The sequence below is a fragment of the Amycolatopsis sp. PS_44_ISF1 genome, from assembly GCF_032335455.1.
GTDB lineage: Bacteria > Actinomycetota > Actinomycetes > Mycobacteriales > Pseudonocardiaceae > Amycolatopsis.
This window is the reverse complement of sequence record NZ_JANUXO010000002.1, coordinates 118,114-134,890: the sequence shown is the minus strand read 5'-3', so window position 1 is coordinate 134,890 and position 16,777 is coordinate 118,114. Positions and strand designations below refer to the sequence as shown.

Below are 16,777 nucleotides of genomic sequence, written 5' to 3'. Positions count from 1 at the left end.
TCCGGTTGTCGGGCGGCCGCTCACGGGCGGCCGAACTCGGAGCGGATGAAGGCCAGGACGTCGTCCTCGGAGGCATCGGCGAGCTTCGTGCCGACGTCGGCCTCCGCGGTGAGCACCACGGCCGAGCCGGGGCCGTCCCAGGCCGTGACGAGGTCCCGCACGCGGGCTTCGGCCTGGGTGCGCACCGCGTCGCCCGCGGGCAGCTCGGCCAGCGCGGCCTCGAGGAGGTCGAGCTGGGCGAGCACGGGCAGCCGGGCGGGCGCGGCGGCCCGCCGGACGACGTCGTCGAGGTGCGCGGCCAGCGCGGCCGGCGTCGGGTGGTCGAACACCGCCCCGGCCGAGAGCGGCGTCCCGACCGCCTCGGCGAGGGCGTTGCGCAACTCCACCGCGGTCAGCGAGTCGAACCCGCTGTCGCGGAAGGAAAGCGTGGCGTCGACCGACGACGGCGAGTCGTGCCCGAGGACGGCGGCGACCCGCGCCCGGACGAGGTCCAGCAGCTCGCGCTCCCGCTGCCCGGCCGGCATCTCGCTCCACTGTGGACGTTGCGGCGCGACCGCCGCCGCGGCGGCCCGGCGGGGCCGGGCGCGGACCAGTCCGGTGTAGACGGGGTCGAGCTTCCCGGCCGCGGCGTGCGCGGTGAGCACCCCGCGGTCCAGCCGGATCGGCACCAGCGCCGGGTCGTCGGCGGCGAGCGCCCGGTCGAGCAGGGCCAGCCCGTCTCCGGCCGACAGCGGGAGCACGCCGCCCCGGGCCATCCGGCGCAGGTCGGCCTCGCGCAGGCCGCCGGACATCCCGCCGCCGACGCCCCACAGACCCCAGGCCAGCGCGGTCGCGGGCAGGCCCGCGGCGGCGCGCTGATGGGCCAGCGCGTCGAGGAACGCGTTGGCGGCGGTGTAGTTCGCCTGCCCGGCGCCGCCGAGCACGCCGACCGCGGAGGAGAACAGCACGAACTTCGCGACCGGGTGCGCCGCGGTCAGCTCGTGCAGCACCCGGGCGCCGTCGACCTTGGCGTGCAGGACCGGTCCGAGCCGTTCGGGGGTCAGTTCGGCGACCGCGGCGTCGTCGAGCACCCCGGCCGCGTGCACGACGGCGGTCAGCGGGTGCTCGGCGGGCACGGCGGCCAGCAGCGCGGCGACCGCGTCCCGGTCGGCGGCGTCCCCGGCGACGAGGGTGCCCCCGGTGCCGGTCGCCGCCAGGTCGGCGAGCAGCGCAGCCGCCTCCGGCGCGTCGTGTCCGCGGCGGCTGAGCAGGGCGAGGTGCCCGACCCCGTGGTGGGTGGCCAGGTGCCGGGCGACCAGGCCGCCGAGGGCGCCGGTCGCGCCGGTGAGCAGCACGGTGCCGTGCCGCGCGGGCTCCCGTTCGCCGGTGGCGGCGAGGACGAGCCTCGGCGCCAGGATCCCGCCGTCCCGCAGCACCACCTGCCGTTCGCCCGCGCCCAGCGCCGCCGTGAGCAGGTCCCGGCCGCGCTCGGTGTCGGTATCGGTGTTGCTGTCGCCGTCGACGAGCACGAACCGGTCCGGGTGCTCCGCCTGCGCGGCCAGCACGATCCCGCGCGCGGCGGCCCGCACCGGGTCGGCCGGGCGGCCGGCCACCGAGACGGCGTCGCGGGTCAGGACCGCGAACGTGCCCCGGGGCCGCGCGAGCAGCGACTGCACCAGGGCCAGCGCGCCCGTGGACGCTTCCAGTGCCGACTCCCCCGCCGGCAGCCGGACGACCGTGAGCGGTGCGTCGCCCTCGTCCAGGTAGTTCCACTGTGGACGTTCGCCCTGGTCGCGCACCGGGACCCAGTCCAGCCGGTGGAGGCCGCCTTCGGTCGTGGTGCGGGGGCGAGGTGTCCCCAGCCCGATCCGTTCGGCCGACAGCACCGGCGCCCCCGCGGGGTCGACGACCTCGACGCGGCCGCCGGCGGCCAGCCGCACGCGGATCGCGGCCGCGCCGGCCGCGTGCACCGAGACGCCGGACCAGCCGGTGACGGCGCCCCCGCCCGCGTACCGGGCCAGCAGCTCGATCCCGGCGAGCAGGTCCGGGTGCACGAGGTACGCGTCCGGCTCGACGTCCTCGGGCAGCACCAGCTCGGCGAACAGGTCGTCGCCGTCGCGCCAGGCCGCGGCCAGCACGTCGATCCCGTCGGCCCGGTCGAGAGCGAGGGCGATGTCGGCCGGGTCGACCGCGATCCCGGCGGGAGGCCAGGAGAACGGTTGCGGTGCGACGGACTCCGCGTGCACAACGGCTTCGGCCGCCAAAGTCCACGCCGCGGCGGGCTCGGCGGCCGGCCGCGTGTGCACGACGATCTTCCGCTCGTCGCCGGCCGCCGAGACGGTCAGCCGGGCGTGCCCCGGGCGGTCGGGCGGGGCGGCGAAGGTGACGTCCGCGCGGCCGGTCCCGGCCGCCCACAACACCGATTCCAGCCACGCGGCCGGCCGCCGCTGCGCACGGTCCCGGGTGGTGCCGAGGTACACCGCTCCCCCGGGCAGCTCGGCCGCCCCGGTGAACAGCGGGTGCCCGGTGCCGTCGAGCGCGGCGGCGGGCGTGGCGGGCTGGTCGAGCCAGTAGCGCCGCCGCTGGAACGCATACGTCGGCAGGTCCGTCGTCCGGGCGCCGCTACCGGCGTAATAGGCCGCCCAGTCGACCTCGCCGCCGTGCACCCACCAGGTGCCGAGGGCGCGGGCGAGCGTCGTCGCCTCGTCGCGGTCGCGGCGCTGGGTGGCGACGGCGGTCCGCGACCGGTGCGCGGCCAGGCCGGTGAGCACGCCGTCCGGGCCGATTTCGAGGAACGCGTCCGTATCGGACGCTTCGAGGGTGGTGAGGACGTCGGCGAACCGCACGGCGTCGCGGACCTGCCGCACCCAGTACTCCGGGGTGCGCACCTGAGCGCCGAGGGCTTGCCCGGTGACGCCGGAGACCAGCGGCAGCGCGGGTTCGGCGAAGGTGACCTTGCCGAGTTCACGCTCGTACTCCTCGAGCATCGGGTCCATCAGCGGCGAGTGGAACGCGTGGGACACCGTGAGCCGCTTGACCCGCACGCCGCGGCTTTCGAAGCCCGCGGCGATCCGCTCGACGTCGGCGGCCGCTCCGGAGACGACGACCGCGGCGGGCCCGTTGACCGCGGCGATGCTCACGGTCCCGGCCAGCGCCGCGACGACGTCGGCCTCGGGGGCCTCGACGGCGACCATCGCGCCGGGCTCGTCGAGAGCCTGCATCAGCCGGCCGCGCGCGGCGACGACGGCACAGGCGTCCGGCAGCGTCCACAAGCCCGCGCAGTAGGCCGCGGCCAGCTCACCGATGGAGTGCCCGGCGAGCACGCCGGGCCGGACGCCCCACGACGCCAGCAGCTCGACCAGCGCCACTTCGAACGCGAAGAGGGCGGGCTGGGTGTATTCGGTCCGGTCGAGCAGGGTGGCGTCCTCGGCGAAGACGACGTCCTTGAGCGAGAGCGGCTCGAACGCGGCGCACACTTCGTCGAAGGCGCGGGCGAAGACCGGGAAGGCCGCGTAGAGGCCGCGGCCCATCCCCGCTCTCTGGGCGCCCTGGCCGGTGAACAGGAACGCGGCCGTGGCGCCCGGGGCCGCGACCCCGTGCACGGTCGCGTCCCCGACGACCGCGGCCCGGTGGTCGAACGTCGTCCGCGTCACCGCGAGCGAGTAACCGAGGTCCCACGGGGAGGCGGCCGGCTCGCGCAGCCGCCCGAGCGCGGCGTCGAGGGCCTCGCGGCTGCGCGCCGACACCGGCAGCACCGCCGGGATCGACGGCGGCGCGAGCTCGGCCACCGGCTCGGCCGGGAACTCCTCCAGCACGACGTGGGCGTTGGTGCCGCTGATGCCGAACGCCGACACCCCGGCCCGGCGCGGACGATCCATCGCCGGCCACGGCTCGGCCTCGGTGAGCAGCCGGACCGCGCCCGCGGTCCAGTCGACGTGCTCGCTCGGGCGGTCGACGTGCAGCGTCCGCGGCAGGACGCCGTGGCGCATGGCCTGCGTCATCTTGATGATCCCGGCCAGCCCGGCGGCCGCCTGGGTGTGGCCGAGGTTGGACTTCACCGAGCCGAGCCGCACCGGCGTCGCGCGGTCCTGGCCGTAGGTCGCCAGGACCGCCTGGGCCTCGATCGGGTCGCCGAGCGTGGTGCCGGTGCCGTGCGCCTCGACGGCGTCCACATCGGACGGGGCCAAGCCCGCGTCGGCGAGCGCCGCGCGGATGACGCGTTGCTGCGACGGGCCGTTGGGCGCGGTCAGTCCGTTGGACGCGCCGTCGGAGTTGATCGCGCTGCCGGCCACCACCGCGAGCACCGGGTGGCCGTTCCGGCGGGCGTCGGACAGCCGTTCCGCCACCAGCGTGCCGACGCCTTCGGCCAGGGCGAACCCGTCGGCGGCGTCGGCGAACGACTTGCACCGGCCGTCTTCGGCGAGCGCGTGCTGGCGGCTGAACGCGACGAACGCGGTCGGGTCCGACATCGCCATCACGCCGCCGACGAGGGCGAGGTCGCATTCCCCGGCCCGCAGCGCCTTCGTCGCCAGGTGCAGGGCCACGAGCGCGGACGAGCACGCCGTGTCGACGGTGACGGCCGGGCCTTCCAGCCCGAACAGGTAGGAGATCCGGCCCGCGGCGACGCTGGCGGCCGCGCCGGTCACCAGATAGCCCTCGGCGCCGGAGCCCTCCGCGCGCAGCCGTTCGCCGTAGCCCTGGTCGGTCAGCCCGACGTACACGCCGGTGCGGCTGCCGCGCAGCGACGCCGGGTCGAGCCGCGCTCGCTCCAGCGCTTCCCACGCGCTTTCCAGCAGCAGCCGCTGCTGCGGGTCCATCGCCACCGCCTCACGGGGCGAGATGCCGAAGAACCCGGCGTCGAATCCGGCGATGTCGTCGAGGAACCCCCCGGAGCCGACGTAGCTGCCCGACGGCGAATCCGGGTCGCGCAGCCGCTCCAGCGGCCAGCCGCGGTCGGCGGGCCAGGGCCCGGTGCGGTCCTCGCCCGCCTCGACGGCCTGCCACAGCTGCTCCGGCGAGCCGATGCCGCCCGGGAAGCGGCAGCTCATGGCGACCAGCACGACCGGGTCGCCGGTGCGGGCGGCCGGGGCCGCCACGGGCTCGACGGCGGCCGTGCCCTCGAGGAACGCGGTGAGCGCCTCGACGGTCGGGTGGTCGTAGGCGAGCGTGGCCGGCAGCCGGGTACCGATCTCGGCGGCCAGCCGGCCGCGCAGGTCGACCGCGGCCAGCGAGTCGAGACCGAGCTCGGAGAAGGCGCGGTCCGGGGCGACCGCGGCCACGTCGTCGTGGCCGAGCACCGCGGCGACGGCCCGGTGCACGAGCTCCCGCAGCTCCCGGCCGCGCCTCGGCCCGGCAGGCGCCGGCTCCGGCTCGGCGGTGCGGGCTTCGGGCAGTTCGGCCAGCAGCGGACTGGGGCGACGGCCGGTGAACACCGGGGTGAACCGGGCCCAGTCGACGTCGGCGACGACGACCGCGCCCGGTCCGGCGGCGATCGCCGCTTCGAGCGCGGCGAGGGCGGGCTGTGGTTCGAGTGCGGGAACCCCGTTGCGCCGCAACGCCTCCCGGTTCTCGTCGGTGACCATCGCGCTGCCCGCCCAGGGGCCCCAGGCGACCGACAGCGTCGGGACGCCGTCGGCGGAGCGCCGCAGGGCGCGGGCGTCCAGGACGGCGTTGGCCGCGGAGTAGGCCCCGTGGTCGCCCGCGCCCCAGACGGCGCTGATCGAGGAGAAGTAGACGACCAGGTCCAGTTGCCCGGCGGGCAGGGCCGCTTCGACGTTCGCGATGCCGGTGACCTTCGCGGCCAACGCGGTGCACAGGTCGTCGGAGCCGATCCCGGTGACCGGCCCGCGCACGCCCGCACCGGCGGTGTGCACGACGGCGGTGATCGGCTCGCCGTCGGCCTGCACCTCCCGCAGCGCGGCGGCGACGGCGGCCGGGTCGGTGACGTCGCACGCCACGGCGGCCACTTCGGCGCCGTCCACGTCGGCCGCGGTGCCGCCACTGCGGCTGAGCAGGATCACCTTCCGGGCACCCTCGCGGGCGAGCCAGCGGGTGACGTGCCCGCCGAGCGAGCCGGTACCGCCGGTGACCAGCACCGTGGCTCCCCGCGGCCGCCAGCCGCCGGTGGCCGCGAAGGTGGCGCGGTGCAGGCGGTGGCCGAACACCCCGGCCGGGCGCACTGCGATCTGGTCCTCCGCCCCGGTGAGCAGCCGGGTGACGTCTTCATCCCTTGTGGACGGCAGGTCGACCAGGCCGCCCCAGGCGTCGGGGTGCTCCAGCGCCGCGACGCGGCCCAAGCCCCACACCGCGGCCTGGCCCGGCGCGGCGGGCGCGGCGTCGACCCCGGGCACGGCGACCGCGCCGCGCGTCGCGCACCACAGCCGGGCCCCGGAACCGGCCAGCTCCCGCAGCACCACCGGGATCGCGGCGAGGCCGAGCGGGACGTCCGGGTGCGCCGGGTTCGGGCGTTCGTCGAGCCCGAACCGGCACAGCACCCCCGTCACGCCGGGCCGGTCGTCGAGCGCGGCCCGCACCTGCGACACGATCCGATCGCCCGCGGTGAGGTCGATCCGGGCGGCGGACGCGTGCGGGAAGGCGGCTTCGTCGGTGTCGGAAGCCAGGATCAGCCAGGTCCCGGTGTCATCCCCGGGGTTCGTCAGTGGCGTCCAGCCGACGCGGTACGCGAGATCCGAACGGCCCGAGCCGCGCCGCGGCCGCCCGTCGGGCCAGTAGCGCCGCCGCTGGAAGGCGTACGTCGGCAGTTCGACGGGCCCGGGCGGGACGTCGCCGAACGCCGGGCCGAAGTCGACCGGGACCCCCGCCGCCCACACCTGCGCCAGCGACGTCAGCAACCGGCGCAGGCCGCCGTCGCCGCGGCGCACGCTGCCGGCCACGACCGCGTCCACGCCCGCCGCCTCCGCGGTGGCGGCGATCGCGCCGCCGAGCATCGGGTGCGCGCTGACCTCGACGAAGGCGTGGTGGTCCTGCGCGGTCAGCGCGGTGATCGCGTCGGCGAACCGCACCGGTTCGCGGACGTTGCGGTACCAGTACTCCGCGTCCAGGGCGGCGCCCTCGACCCACTCCGCGGTCACGGTCGAGAAGAACGGCACGTCGGCCGGCCCGGGCGTGATCCCGCTCAACGCGGCCATCAGCTCGTCGCGGACGCTCTCGATCTGCGTCGAGTGCGAGGCGTAGTCGATGCCGATCCACCGCGCGGTCACGCCGTCGCGTTCGGCTTCGGCCACCAGTTCGCGCAGGGCCGGCAGCTCGCCGGTGACCCCGACCGACGCGGGGCCGTTGACCACGGCGACCGCGATGTCGTTCGCCCAGCGGGCGATCCGCCGCCGCACCTCGGGCAGCGGCGCGACCAGCGACACCATCCCACCCCGGCCCGACAGCGCGCGCAACGCCCGGGCCCGCAGCACGGTGATCCGCGCGGCGTCCTCGACGCTCAGCGCGCCCGCGACGCAGGCTGCGGCGATCTCGCCCTGCGAATGCCCGACCACGGCCGACGGCTCGACCCCGTAGGACCGCCACAGCGCGGCCAGGCCGACCACGAACGAGAACAGCAGCGGCTGCACGACGTCCGGGTGCTCGGGCGAACCGGGCGCCTGCGCGCCACGGGCGACGGCCAGCACGGACCAGCCCAGGTGCGGCGTCAGCGCCCGGTCGCATTCCTCGAAGCGCGCGGCGAAAACCGGCGACTGGGTCAGCAGTTCGGCCGCCATGCCCGGCCACTGCGAGCCCTGGCCGGGGAACACCCACACCGGGCCGCGGCCCAGCACCCGGGCCACGCCGGTCGCCGCCTGGTCCCCGTGCTCGCCGGCCGCGATCGCCCGCAGCCCGCGGACGACCTCCGCACGGTCCTCCCCGACCACGACGGCCCGGTGCGAGAAGGCGGACCTGGTGTCCAGCAACGCTTTCCCGGCCCGGGCGAGCCCGAGGCCCAAGTGCGCGTCGAGGTGCGTGGCCAGCGCGTCGGCCTGCGCGCGCACCGCCTCGGGCGTGCGTCCGGAGACCACGATGGGCAGCGGGCCGGCCGCGGGCTCGCCGGTGGGCTCCACCGGAGCGTCACCCGCTTCGACGATCACGTGCGCGTTGGTGCCGGACATGCCGAACGACGACACCGCCGCCCGGCGCGGCCGTCCGGTGTCCGGCCAGGCGCGTTCCTCGGTGAGCAGCCGCACGGTGCCCGCCGACCAGTCGACGCGGCGGTTGGGCTCGGTCACGTGCAGGGTGCGCGGCAGCACGCCGTGGCGCAGCGCGAGCACGGTCTTGATCACGCCGCCGACGCCGGCCGCGGCCATGGTGTGGCCGATGTTCGCCTTCAGCGAGCCGACCCACAGCGGCTCCTCGCGCTCACGGCCGTACGTCGCGATCAGCGCCTGCGCCTCGATCGGGTCGCCGAGCGCGGTGCCGGTGCCGTGCGCCTCGACGAAGTCCACATCGGACGGTCGCAGGCCGGCGTCGGCGAGCGCGGCGCGGATCACGCGCTGCTGGGCCGGGCCGTTGGGGGCGGTGAGCCCGCTGGACGCGCCGTCGGAGTTGACCGCGCTGCCCGCCACGGTGGCCAGCACGCGGTGGCCGTGGCGGCGGGCGTCGGAGAGCCGTTCGACGACCAGGACGCCGACGCCTTCACCCCAGCCGGTGCCGTCCGCGCTGTCGGCGAAGGCCTTGCAGCGGCCGTCGCCGGCGAGGCCGCCCTGCCGGGCGAACTCGCTGAAACTGTCCACGGTGGACATGATGGTGGCGCCACCGGCCAGCGCGAGGTCGCACTCCCCCGATTGCAGCGCCCGCACGGCCAGGTGCAGCGCGACCAGCGACGACGAGCACGCCGTGTCCACGGTCAGCGACGGACCTTCCAGCCCGAGGGCGTAGGACACCCGGCCGGAGAAGACGCTCGCCGCGGTCCCGGTCATCACGTGGCCTTCGGCCTCGGCGAGCCCGGACAGGACCTGGCCGTAGTCGGAGCCGGCGAGCCCGGCGAACACGCCGGTCCGGCTGCCGCGCAGCGCGGACGCGTCGAGACCGGCGGTCTCCAGGGCCTCCCAGGACGTCTCCAGCAGCAGTCGCTGGGCGGGGTCCATGCTCGTCGCCTCGCGCGGCGAGATGCCGAAGAACTCGGCGTCGAACTCCGGGGCGTCGTGCAGGAAACCGCCTTCGCGGCGCACGTGCGGGGCCAGCGTGGAGGTGTCCCAGCCCCGGTCGGCGGGGAAGGCGGTGATCCCGTCGGTCCCGGCGCGCACGAGGTCCCAGAGCGCACCGGGGGACGACGCTCCCCCGGGATAGCGGCAGGCCATGCCGACGACGGCGATCGGGTCGCCGCCGGTGGCGCGACGCGCTACCGGCACGATCTCCGGCCCGCCGACCAGCTCGGCCCGCAGGAAGTCCGCGACCGCCTGCGGCGTCGGGTGGTCGAACACCAGCGTGGTGGGCAGGTCCAGCTCGGTCTCCTCCGCCAGCAGGTCGCGCAGCCGGACCGCGAGCATCGAGTCGAAGCCGAGCTCGCCGAACCGCTCGTCCGGTGCCACCGCGTCGGCCGAGCGGTGGCCGAGCGCCGTCGCGGCGGCCGAGCGCACGCGGGCGAGGAGGTGGTGGTCGAGCTCCGCGGGAGCCATCGCGGCCAGGGGGTGCCCGGGCCGGCGGGGCTCGGTGACCACCGGCTCGCTTTCGGGCCGCCGTCCGGCGGAAAGCCAGTAGTGCTCGCGCTGGAAGGGGTAGGTCGGCAGGTCCAGGTGCGGCGCGGCCGGGTCGGCGGTGATCTTCTCCCACGGCACGGCGAACCCGGTGACGTGCAGCCGGGCCAGCGCCATCAGCAGCGCTTCGGGCTCCTCACCCTGCTTGACCATGGTCGCTGTGACTTCGTGCGCACCGTCGAGGCACGCGCGCGCCATCGGGGTGAGACCGCCGGGACCGACTTCGAGGAACGCGGTGACGCCGTGCGCGGCGAGGTAATCGACCCCCGCGCGGAACCGGACTGTCGACCGGGCTTGGCGCACCCAGTAATCCGCCGTGGCGAGGACTTCGGCGGGCACGGGCTCGCCGGTGACGTTGGAGATGATCGGCACCGACGGCGCGTGGTAGGTCAGCGACGCGGCGACGGCGCGGAACCGGTCCAGCATCGGCTCCAGCCGGGCCGAGTGGAAGGCGTGCGAGGTGTCGAGCCGCCGGGCCCGCACGTCCCGTTCGCCGCAGGCGGTGACGATCGCCTCGACCGCACCGGCGTCCCCGGTCACCACGATCGAGCGGGGCGCGTTGACCGCGGCCAGCTCCACGTCGGCGCGGGTCTCGGCGAGCAGCGCGGGCAGTTCGTCCTCGCCGATCTCCAGGGCGGCCATCGCGCCCCCGGCGGGCAGTTCCTGCATCAGCGCGCCGCGGGCGGCGACCAGCGTGCAGGCGTCCGGCAGCGACAGCACCCCGGCGACGTGAGCCGCGGTCAGCTCGCCGAACGAGTGGCCGATCAGGTAGTCCGGGGTGATGCCCCACGCGGCGAGCTGGCGGTACAGCGCCACTTCCACGGCGAACAGCGCGGGCTGGGCGTATTCGGTGCGGTGGACCAGTTCTTCCGAGGCGAGCGCTTCGACCAGCGGCAGGGCGAAGTGGCGGCACACCTCGTCGTACGCCTCGGCGAACACCGGGAAGGCGGCGCGCAGCCCGGCGCCCATCCCGGCGCGCTGGCTGCCCTGGCCGCTGAACAGGAACGCGAGCGCCCCGGCCGGGCGGACCCGGCCGCGCACGGCGCCGACGGCGGTCTCGCCGCGGCTCAGGGCGTCCAGTCCGGCGAGCAGGTCGCCGCCGTCGCGGCCGACGACGACCGCGCGGTGCCCGAGCCGGGCGCGGCGGGTGGCCAGCACCGAGGCGAGGTCGGCCTCGGGGTGCTCGGCGGCGAAGCCGTGCAGGCGCGCGGCCTGTACCCGCAGCGCATCGGCGTCGCGGGCGGACAGCAGCCACGCCGACACCGGCGGCCGCGGCGCGGGTGGGGCGGTCTCGGCCTCGGGAGCCTGTTCCAGGACGACGTGCGCGTTGGTCCCGCTGATGCCGAACGCGGAAACCCCGGCGCGCAGCGGCCGTCCGGTGGCCGGCCACTCGCGGGCTTCGGTCAGCAGGTCGATCGAGCCCGCGGTCCAGTCGACGCGGGTGGTGGGCTCGTCGACGTGCAGCGTCTTCGGCAGCAGGCCGTGCCGCATCGCCAGCACCAGCTTGATCACCCCGGCCAGCCCGGCCGCGGCCTGGGTGTGACCGAGGTTCGACTTGACCGAGCCCAGCAGCAGCGGGTGCTCGCGGCCCTGGCCGTAGGTCGCCAGCAGCGCCTGCGCCTCGACCGGGTCGCCGAGGGAGGTACCGGTGCCGTGCGCCTCGACGACGTCGACCTGGCCGGCGCTGAGCCCGGCGTCGCGCAAAGCGCTCCGGATCACCCGCTGCTGCGACGGGCCGTTCGGGGCGGTAAGGCCGTTGGACGCGCCGTCGGAGTTGACCGCGCTGCCACGGACCACGGCGAGGATCGGGTCGCCGGCCGCGCGGGCGTCGGACAGCCGCCGCACGACGAGCATCGCGACGCCTTCGCCCCAGCCGGTTCCGTCGGCGGCCGCGGCGAAGGACTTGCAGCGGGCGTCGGCGGCGAGGCCGCCCTGCTGCTCGAACTCCACGTACAGGCTCAGGTCGGCCATCACCGCGGCGCCGCCGACGAACGCCGTCGAGCACTCGCCCGCCCGCAGCGCGCGGACCGCCAGGTGCAGGGCGACCAGCGACGAGGAGCAGGCGGTGTCCAGCGACAGCGCCGGGCCTTCGGTGCCGAGGGTGTAGGCGATCCGGCCGGAGGCGACGCTGCTGGTGGTGCCGGTCAGCAGGTGCCCGAGCACCTCCTGCTCGGCGGCGGTGTCGCGTGGGCCGTATTTCTGGTCGGCCAGGCCGACGAACACGCCCGCGTCGCTGCCGCGCAGGGTGGCCGGGTCGATGCCGGCGCGTTCGAGCGCTTCCCACGTCACTTCGAGCAGGAGCCGCTGCTGCGGGTCCATGGCCAGGGCCTCGCGGGGGCTGATCCCGAAGAACGGCGCGTCGAACCCGCCCGGCCCGGTCAGGAACCCGCCTTCGCGGCGCACGCCGGCACCGAGGCGGCCGGCGTCCCAGCCCCGGTCGGCCGGGAAAGCGCCGACGACGTCGCGGCCTTCCTCCAGAACCCGCCAGAACGCCTCGGGCGAGTCGATGCCGCCGGGGAACCGGCACGCCAGGCCGACGATCGCGAGGGGCTCGGTGCCGGCCGACTCGACCTCGCGCAGCCGCTCGCGGGTGCGCTTGAGGTCCGTGGTGACCTTCTTCAGGTACTGGACCAGCTTCTCATCGTCAGCCACGTCGGTCGGCTCCGTCCTGGTCTAGGTCCTGGTCGAGGTCACTGAACTCGGTGTCGATGAAGGCGAAGACCTCGTCGACCGAGGCGTCGTCGAGTCCTTCGCCGGGCCGGTCGCCCTGCAGGCGGTGCAGCATGCGGCTGAGCCGGTCGACGATCTCGGCGTGCGCGCCGTCGGTGCCGGACACGGTCTCCAGCACCGGTTCCAAGCCGTCCAGCTCGCGCAGCACCGCCTCGGCCGCGCCCAGCTCGGCCGGGGCGAGCAGGCCGACGACGTGCTCGGCCAGGGCGAGCGGGCTCGGGTGGTCGAACACCGCGGTCGAGGGCAGCGCCGCCCCGGTCGCCGTCTTGAGCCGGTTGCGCAGTTCGACCGCGGTGAGCGAGTCGAAGCCCAGCTCCTTGAACGCCTGCCCGGCGTCGACGTCGTCGGCCGAACCGTGTCCCAGTACCGCGGCGGCCTGCGCCCGGACGAGGTCCAGCACGGCCCGCAGCTGCTCGGGCCGGGTCAGGCCGGCCAGGTGCGTTCCGCCGGTGACGTCGGGTTCCGGCGTCGCGCTCGTGCTCCGTACCGGCGGGACCAGCGTGCGCAGCAGCGCCGGGGCCGGGTGGTCGCGGTGGGCGCGGCGCAGCGCGGGCAGGTCGAGACGGGCGGCGACGACGGCCGCCTCGGCGCTCCCGGTGCCCGCGTCGAACAGGGCGAGCCCCTGCTCGGTCCCGAGCGCGAGCACGCCGGAGCGGCCCATCCGGCGGATGTCCACTTCGGACAGTGCGGCGGTCATCGTGCTGCTCTCCGCCCACAGGCCCCAGGCCAGCGCGGTCGCGGGCAGGCGGCGGGCGCGGCGGTGCTCGGCGAGTGCGTCGAGGAAGGTGTTCGCGGCCGCGTAGTTGGCCTGCCCGGCGCTGCCGAAGGTGGCCGACGCGGACGAGAACACCGCGAACAACCGCAGGCCGAGGTGGGCGGTGTGGTGGTGCAGGTGCCAGGCGCCGTCGGCCTTCGGGCGCAGCACGGCCGCGAGCCCGGCCGCGTCGAGCGAGGTCAGCACACCGTCGGCCACCGCACCGGCCGCGTGCACGACTCCGGTGAGCCGATGCTCCTCGGTCACTTCGGCGATCAGCTCCCCGACCGCGTCCGCGTCCCCGACGTCGCACACCCGCACGTCGGCCCGGGCACCGGCTTCGGCCAGCTCGGCCACCACGGCGTCCGCCTCCGGCCGGTGGCTGCGGCCGACGAGGGTGACGTGCCGGACCCCGTGGTGCCGCACGAGGTGCCGCGCGACGAGCCGGCCCAGCGTGCCGGTGCCGCCGGTGATCAGCACGGTCTCGTCCGCTTCGAACCGTGGGCCGACCGACAGCACGGCCTTGCCGGTGAGCGTGGCCTGGCTGATCGCGCGGAACGCCTCGCGGGCGCTGCGCACGTCCCAGACGGTGGTCTCCGTCGGGGCCAGGGCGCCGGATTCGAACAGGCCGGCCAGCTCGGCGAGGATCTCGGCGATGCGCGCGGGACCGGCGTCGGCGAGGTCGAAGTGCCGGTAAGTGACGCCGTCGTGCTCGGCGGCGACGATCTCGGGCACCCGCAGGTCGGTCTTGCCGATCTCCACGAACCGCCCGCCCGGCGCGGTTACGCGCAGCGACGCGTCGGTGAACTCGCCGGCGAGGGAGTTGAGCACGACGTCGACACCGTGGCCGCCGGTGGCGTCGCGGATCGTCTGTTCGAACTCCAGCGTCCGCGAGGAGGCGATGTGCCTGTCGTCGAGCCCGGCGGCGCGCAGCCGTTCGTGCTTGGCGACGCTGGCCGTGCCGAAGACCTCGGCGCCGAGGTGCCGGGCCAGCTGCACGGCGGCGGTGCCGACGCCACCGGCGGCGGCGTGCACGAGGACCCGCTGCCCCGCCGCGAGCCCGGCGAGATCGACGAGGCCGTAGTAGGCGGTGAGGAAGGCGACCGGCACCGCGGCCGCGGTGGTGAAGGACCAGCCGGCCGGGATCCGCACCAGCGTCCGCGCGTCGGCGACGACGCCGGGGCCGAACGCGTCGGGCACCAGGCCCATCACGCGGTCCCCCACGGCGAAGCCGGTGCCCGGCCCGGTCTCGGCGACGAGCCCGGCCGCTTCGATGCCCGGCCGGGCGTCGCCCGGGTAGACGTCGAGCCCGATCAGGACGTCGCGGAAGTTCACGCCGGCGGCGCGCACTTCGAGCCGCACCTCCCCGGCGGCCAAGGGGCGGCCGGCCTCCGGCGCGGGCACGACGGCGAGGTCGCCGAGCGAGCCGCGGACCGGGAAGTCGAGCCGCCACGGTCCGGCCGGGACCTCGAGCAGGGGGTCGGCCGGGACCAGCCGCCGCTTGAGCAGCTGACCGCCGCGGACCGCGATCTCCGGCTCCTCGGTGGTGAGCGCGGCGGCCGGGACGGTTTCCCCGTGCACCAGCGAAATCCGGCCGGGGTGTTCGGTCTGCGCGGTACGCACGAGGCCGGTGACGGTCGACTGCGCGAGCCTGCCGTCGGCGACCACGACGAGCCGGCTGCTCGCCAGCCGCGGGTCCGCCAGCCAGGTCTGCACGAGCTCCAGCGCCCAGGCGGCGGCACGGTGGGCGGCGGCGAGGTCGCCGCCGCCGCGGCGCGGGCACCGGGCGACGACGGTGTCCGGTGCCGGGGAGCCGGCGTCGAGTGCGGTCACGAGCGCGGCGAGGTCGGCGTGTTCGGTCACCGGTCCGTGTTCACCGGCCGCGGCGGCGAGGTCGGGGCCGAGCACCGCGCACGAACCGAGCACGCGCGCCGGTGCGGGGTCGAGCGGCGACCACTCGGTGCGGAACCGGCTGTCGGCGAGCAGGTCCGCCGGAACCCGCAGCCGGTCGGCGTCGACTTCGCGCAGCACCAGCTCGCCGATGCGGGCCGCAGGCCGACCGGCGGCGTCGACGGCTTCGAGCACGACCGCACCGGCCTCGGTGTGGCCGAGCCGGATCCGCAACGACCGCGGCGCGTCCCCGGTGAGGGAGACATCCTGCCAGGAGAACGGGATTCGCGGAGTCTCTTGTGGACCGTCCCAGAGCAGCGCCATCGCGTGCAGCGCGGAGTCGAGCAGCCCGGGGTGGACGGCATACCCGTCGACGGGCGTTGCGCCCGGCAGGCCGATTTCGGCGAAGACTTCCCCGTCGCGGCGCCAAGCGGCGGTGAGGCCGCGGAAACTGGGGCCGTAGTCGAAGCCGGCGCCGACGAGGTCGTCGTAGAAGCCCTCCAGCGCAACCGGTTCGGCTCCGGCCGGGGGCCAGGATTCGGGCGGCCAGTCCCCGGCGGCAGCGGCGCCGAGGACACCCGAGCCGAGCACACCCGAGCCGTGCCGGGTCCAGTCGTCCTGGTCTTCCGGGCGCGAGTAGAGGGTGACCGGCCGGTCGCCCGCGTCGTTCGCGGCGCCGACGACGACCTGCACGAGGTGACCGGCATCGCCGGTGACCACGAGCGGAGCGCCGAGCGTCAGCTCGACCAGCCGGGGACGGCCGAGCGCCCGCCCCGCGGTGACCGCGAGGTCGGCGAAGCCGGTGCCGGGGAACAGCACGGACCCGAGGACGCGGTGGTCGTCGAGCCACGGCTGCGCGGCGAGCGACAGCCGCCCGCTGAAGACGGTCTGGTCCCCACCCGCGGCGGTGACCGCGGTGAGCAGGATCGGGTGCCCGGTGGCCGTCAGCCCCGCAGCCGAGAACCCCGCGCGCTGCGGAGCGGGCGTGAGCCAGTAGTCCTGGTGCTGGAAGGCGTAGGTGGGCAGGTCGACCCGGCGACGTCCGGGCAGCACGGCCGCCCAGTCCACGTCGTGCCCGCGTAGCCACAGCCGCCCGACCGCTTCCATCAGGTCGGCCGCCTCGGTCTGCGGACCCTTCACCGCCGGAACGCCGTCGACCATCGTCGTCAGCACCGGCGCCGGACCGACCTCCAGCCACGTCCCGACATCCGGCACGCTGAACCGCACGGTCCCGGTCACCTGCGCCACCCAGTACTCCGGGCTCGACACATCGGTCCGGCCACCGCCCGTGGGCAGCATGGGGACGGCCGGCTCCCGAAAGTCCACCGACTCCACCACGGCCCGGAACTCGTCCAGCATCGGCGCCATCAACGGGGAATGAAACGCGTGCGACACCCGTAGCTGCCGCACCCACACACCCCGCTGCTGCACCACCTCCACCGCCCGACCGACCGATTCCGCATCTCCGGACAGCACGACCGAAGCAGGCCCGTTCACCGCCGCCAGCGAGACGCCGTCACCGAGCAGTTCGGCCACCTCGGACTCGCCGGTGCCGACCGTCCACATGACACCACCGGACGGCAGCGCCTGCATCAACGACGCCCGAGCAGCCACCACCCGGCAGGCATCGGCGACCGACCAGATTCCCGCGACGCACGCCGCCGCCAGCTCCCCGATCGAATGCCCGACCACGACTTCCGGCCGGATCCCCCACGATTCCAGCAACCGC

1 protein-coding gene and 1 pseudogene (1 of these 2 cut by a window edge) are annotated in these 16,777 nt (G+C 76.0%); both read right to left on the bottom strand.

Annotation, left to right across the window (positions count from 1 at the left end; translation table 11 throughout):
• Positions 1-20 precede the first annotated feature (20 nt).
• Positions 21-12,326: pseudogene (locus NYF13_RS15605) on the bottom strand (SDR family NAD(P)-dependent oxidoreductase); the annotation flags it as partial.
• Positions 12,319-16,777: the 3' portion of an SDR family NAD(P)-dependent oxidoreductase gene (locus NYF13_RS15600; RefSeq protein WP_315657526.1), read on the bottom strand. 13,457 nt of this gene lie beyond the right edge of the window; the window shows 4,459 of its 17,916 coding nt (coding positions 13,458-17,916); its start codon lies beyond the right edge, outside the window; the stop codon is at positions 12,319-12,321. The gene NYF13_RS15600 and the pseudogene NYF13_RS15605, both read right to left, overlap by 8 nt.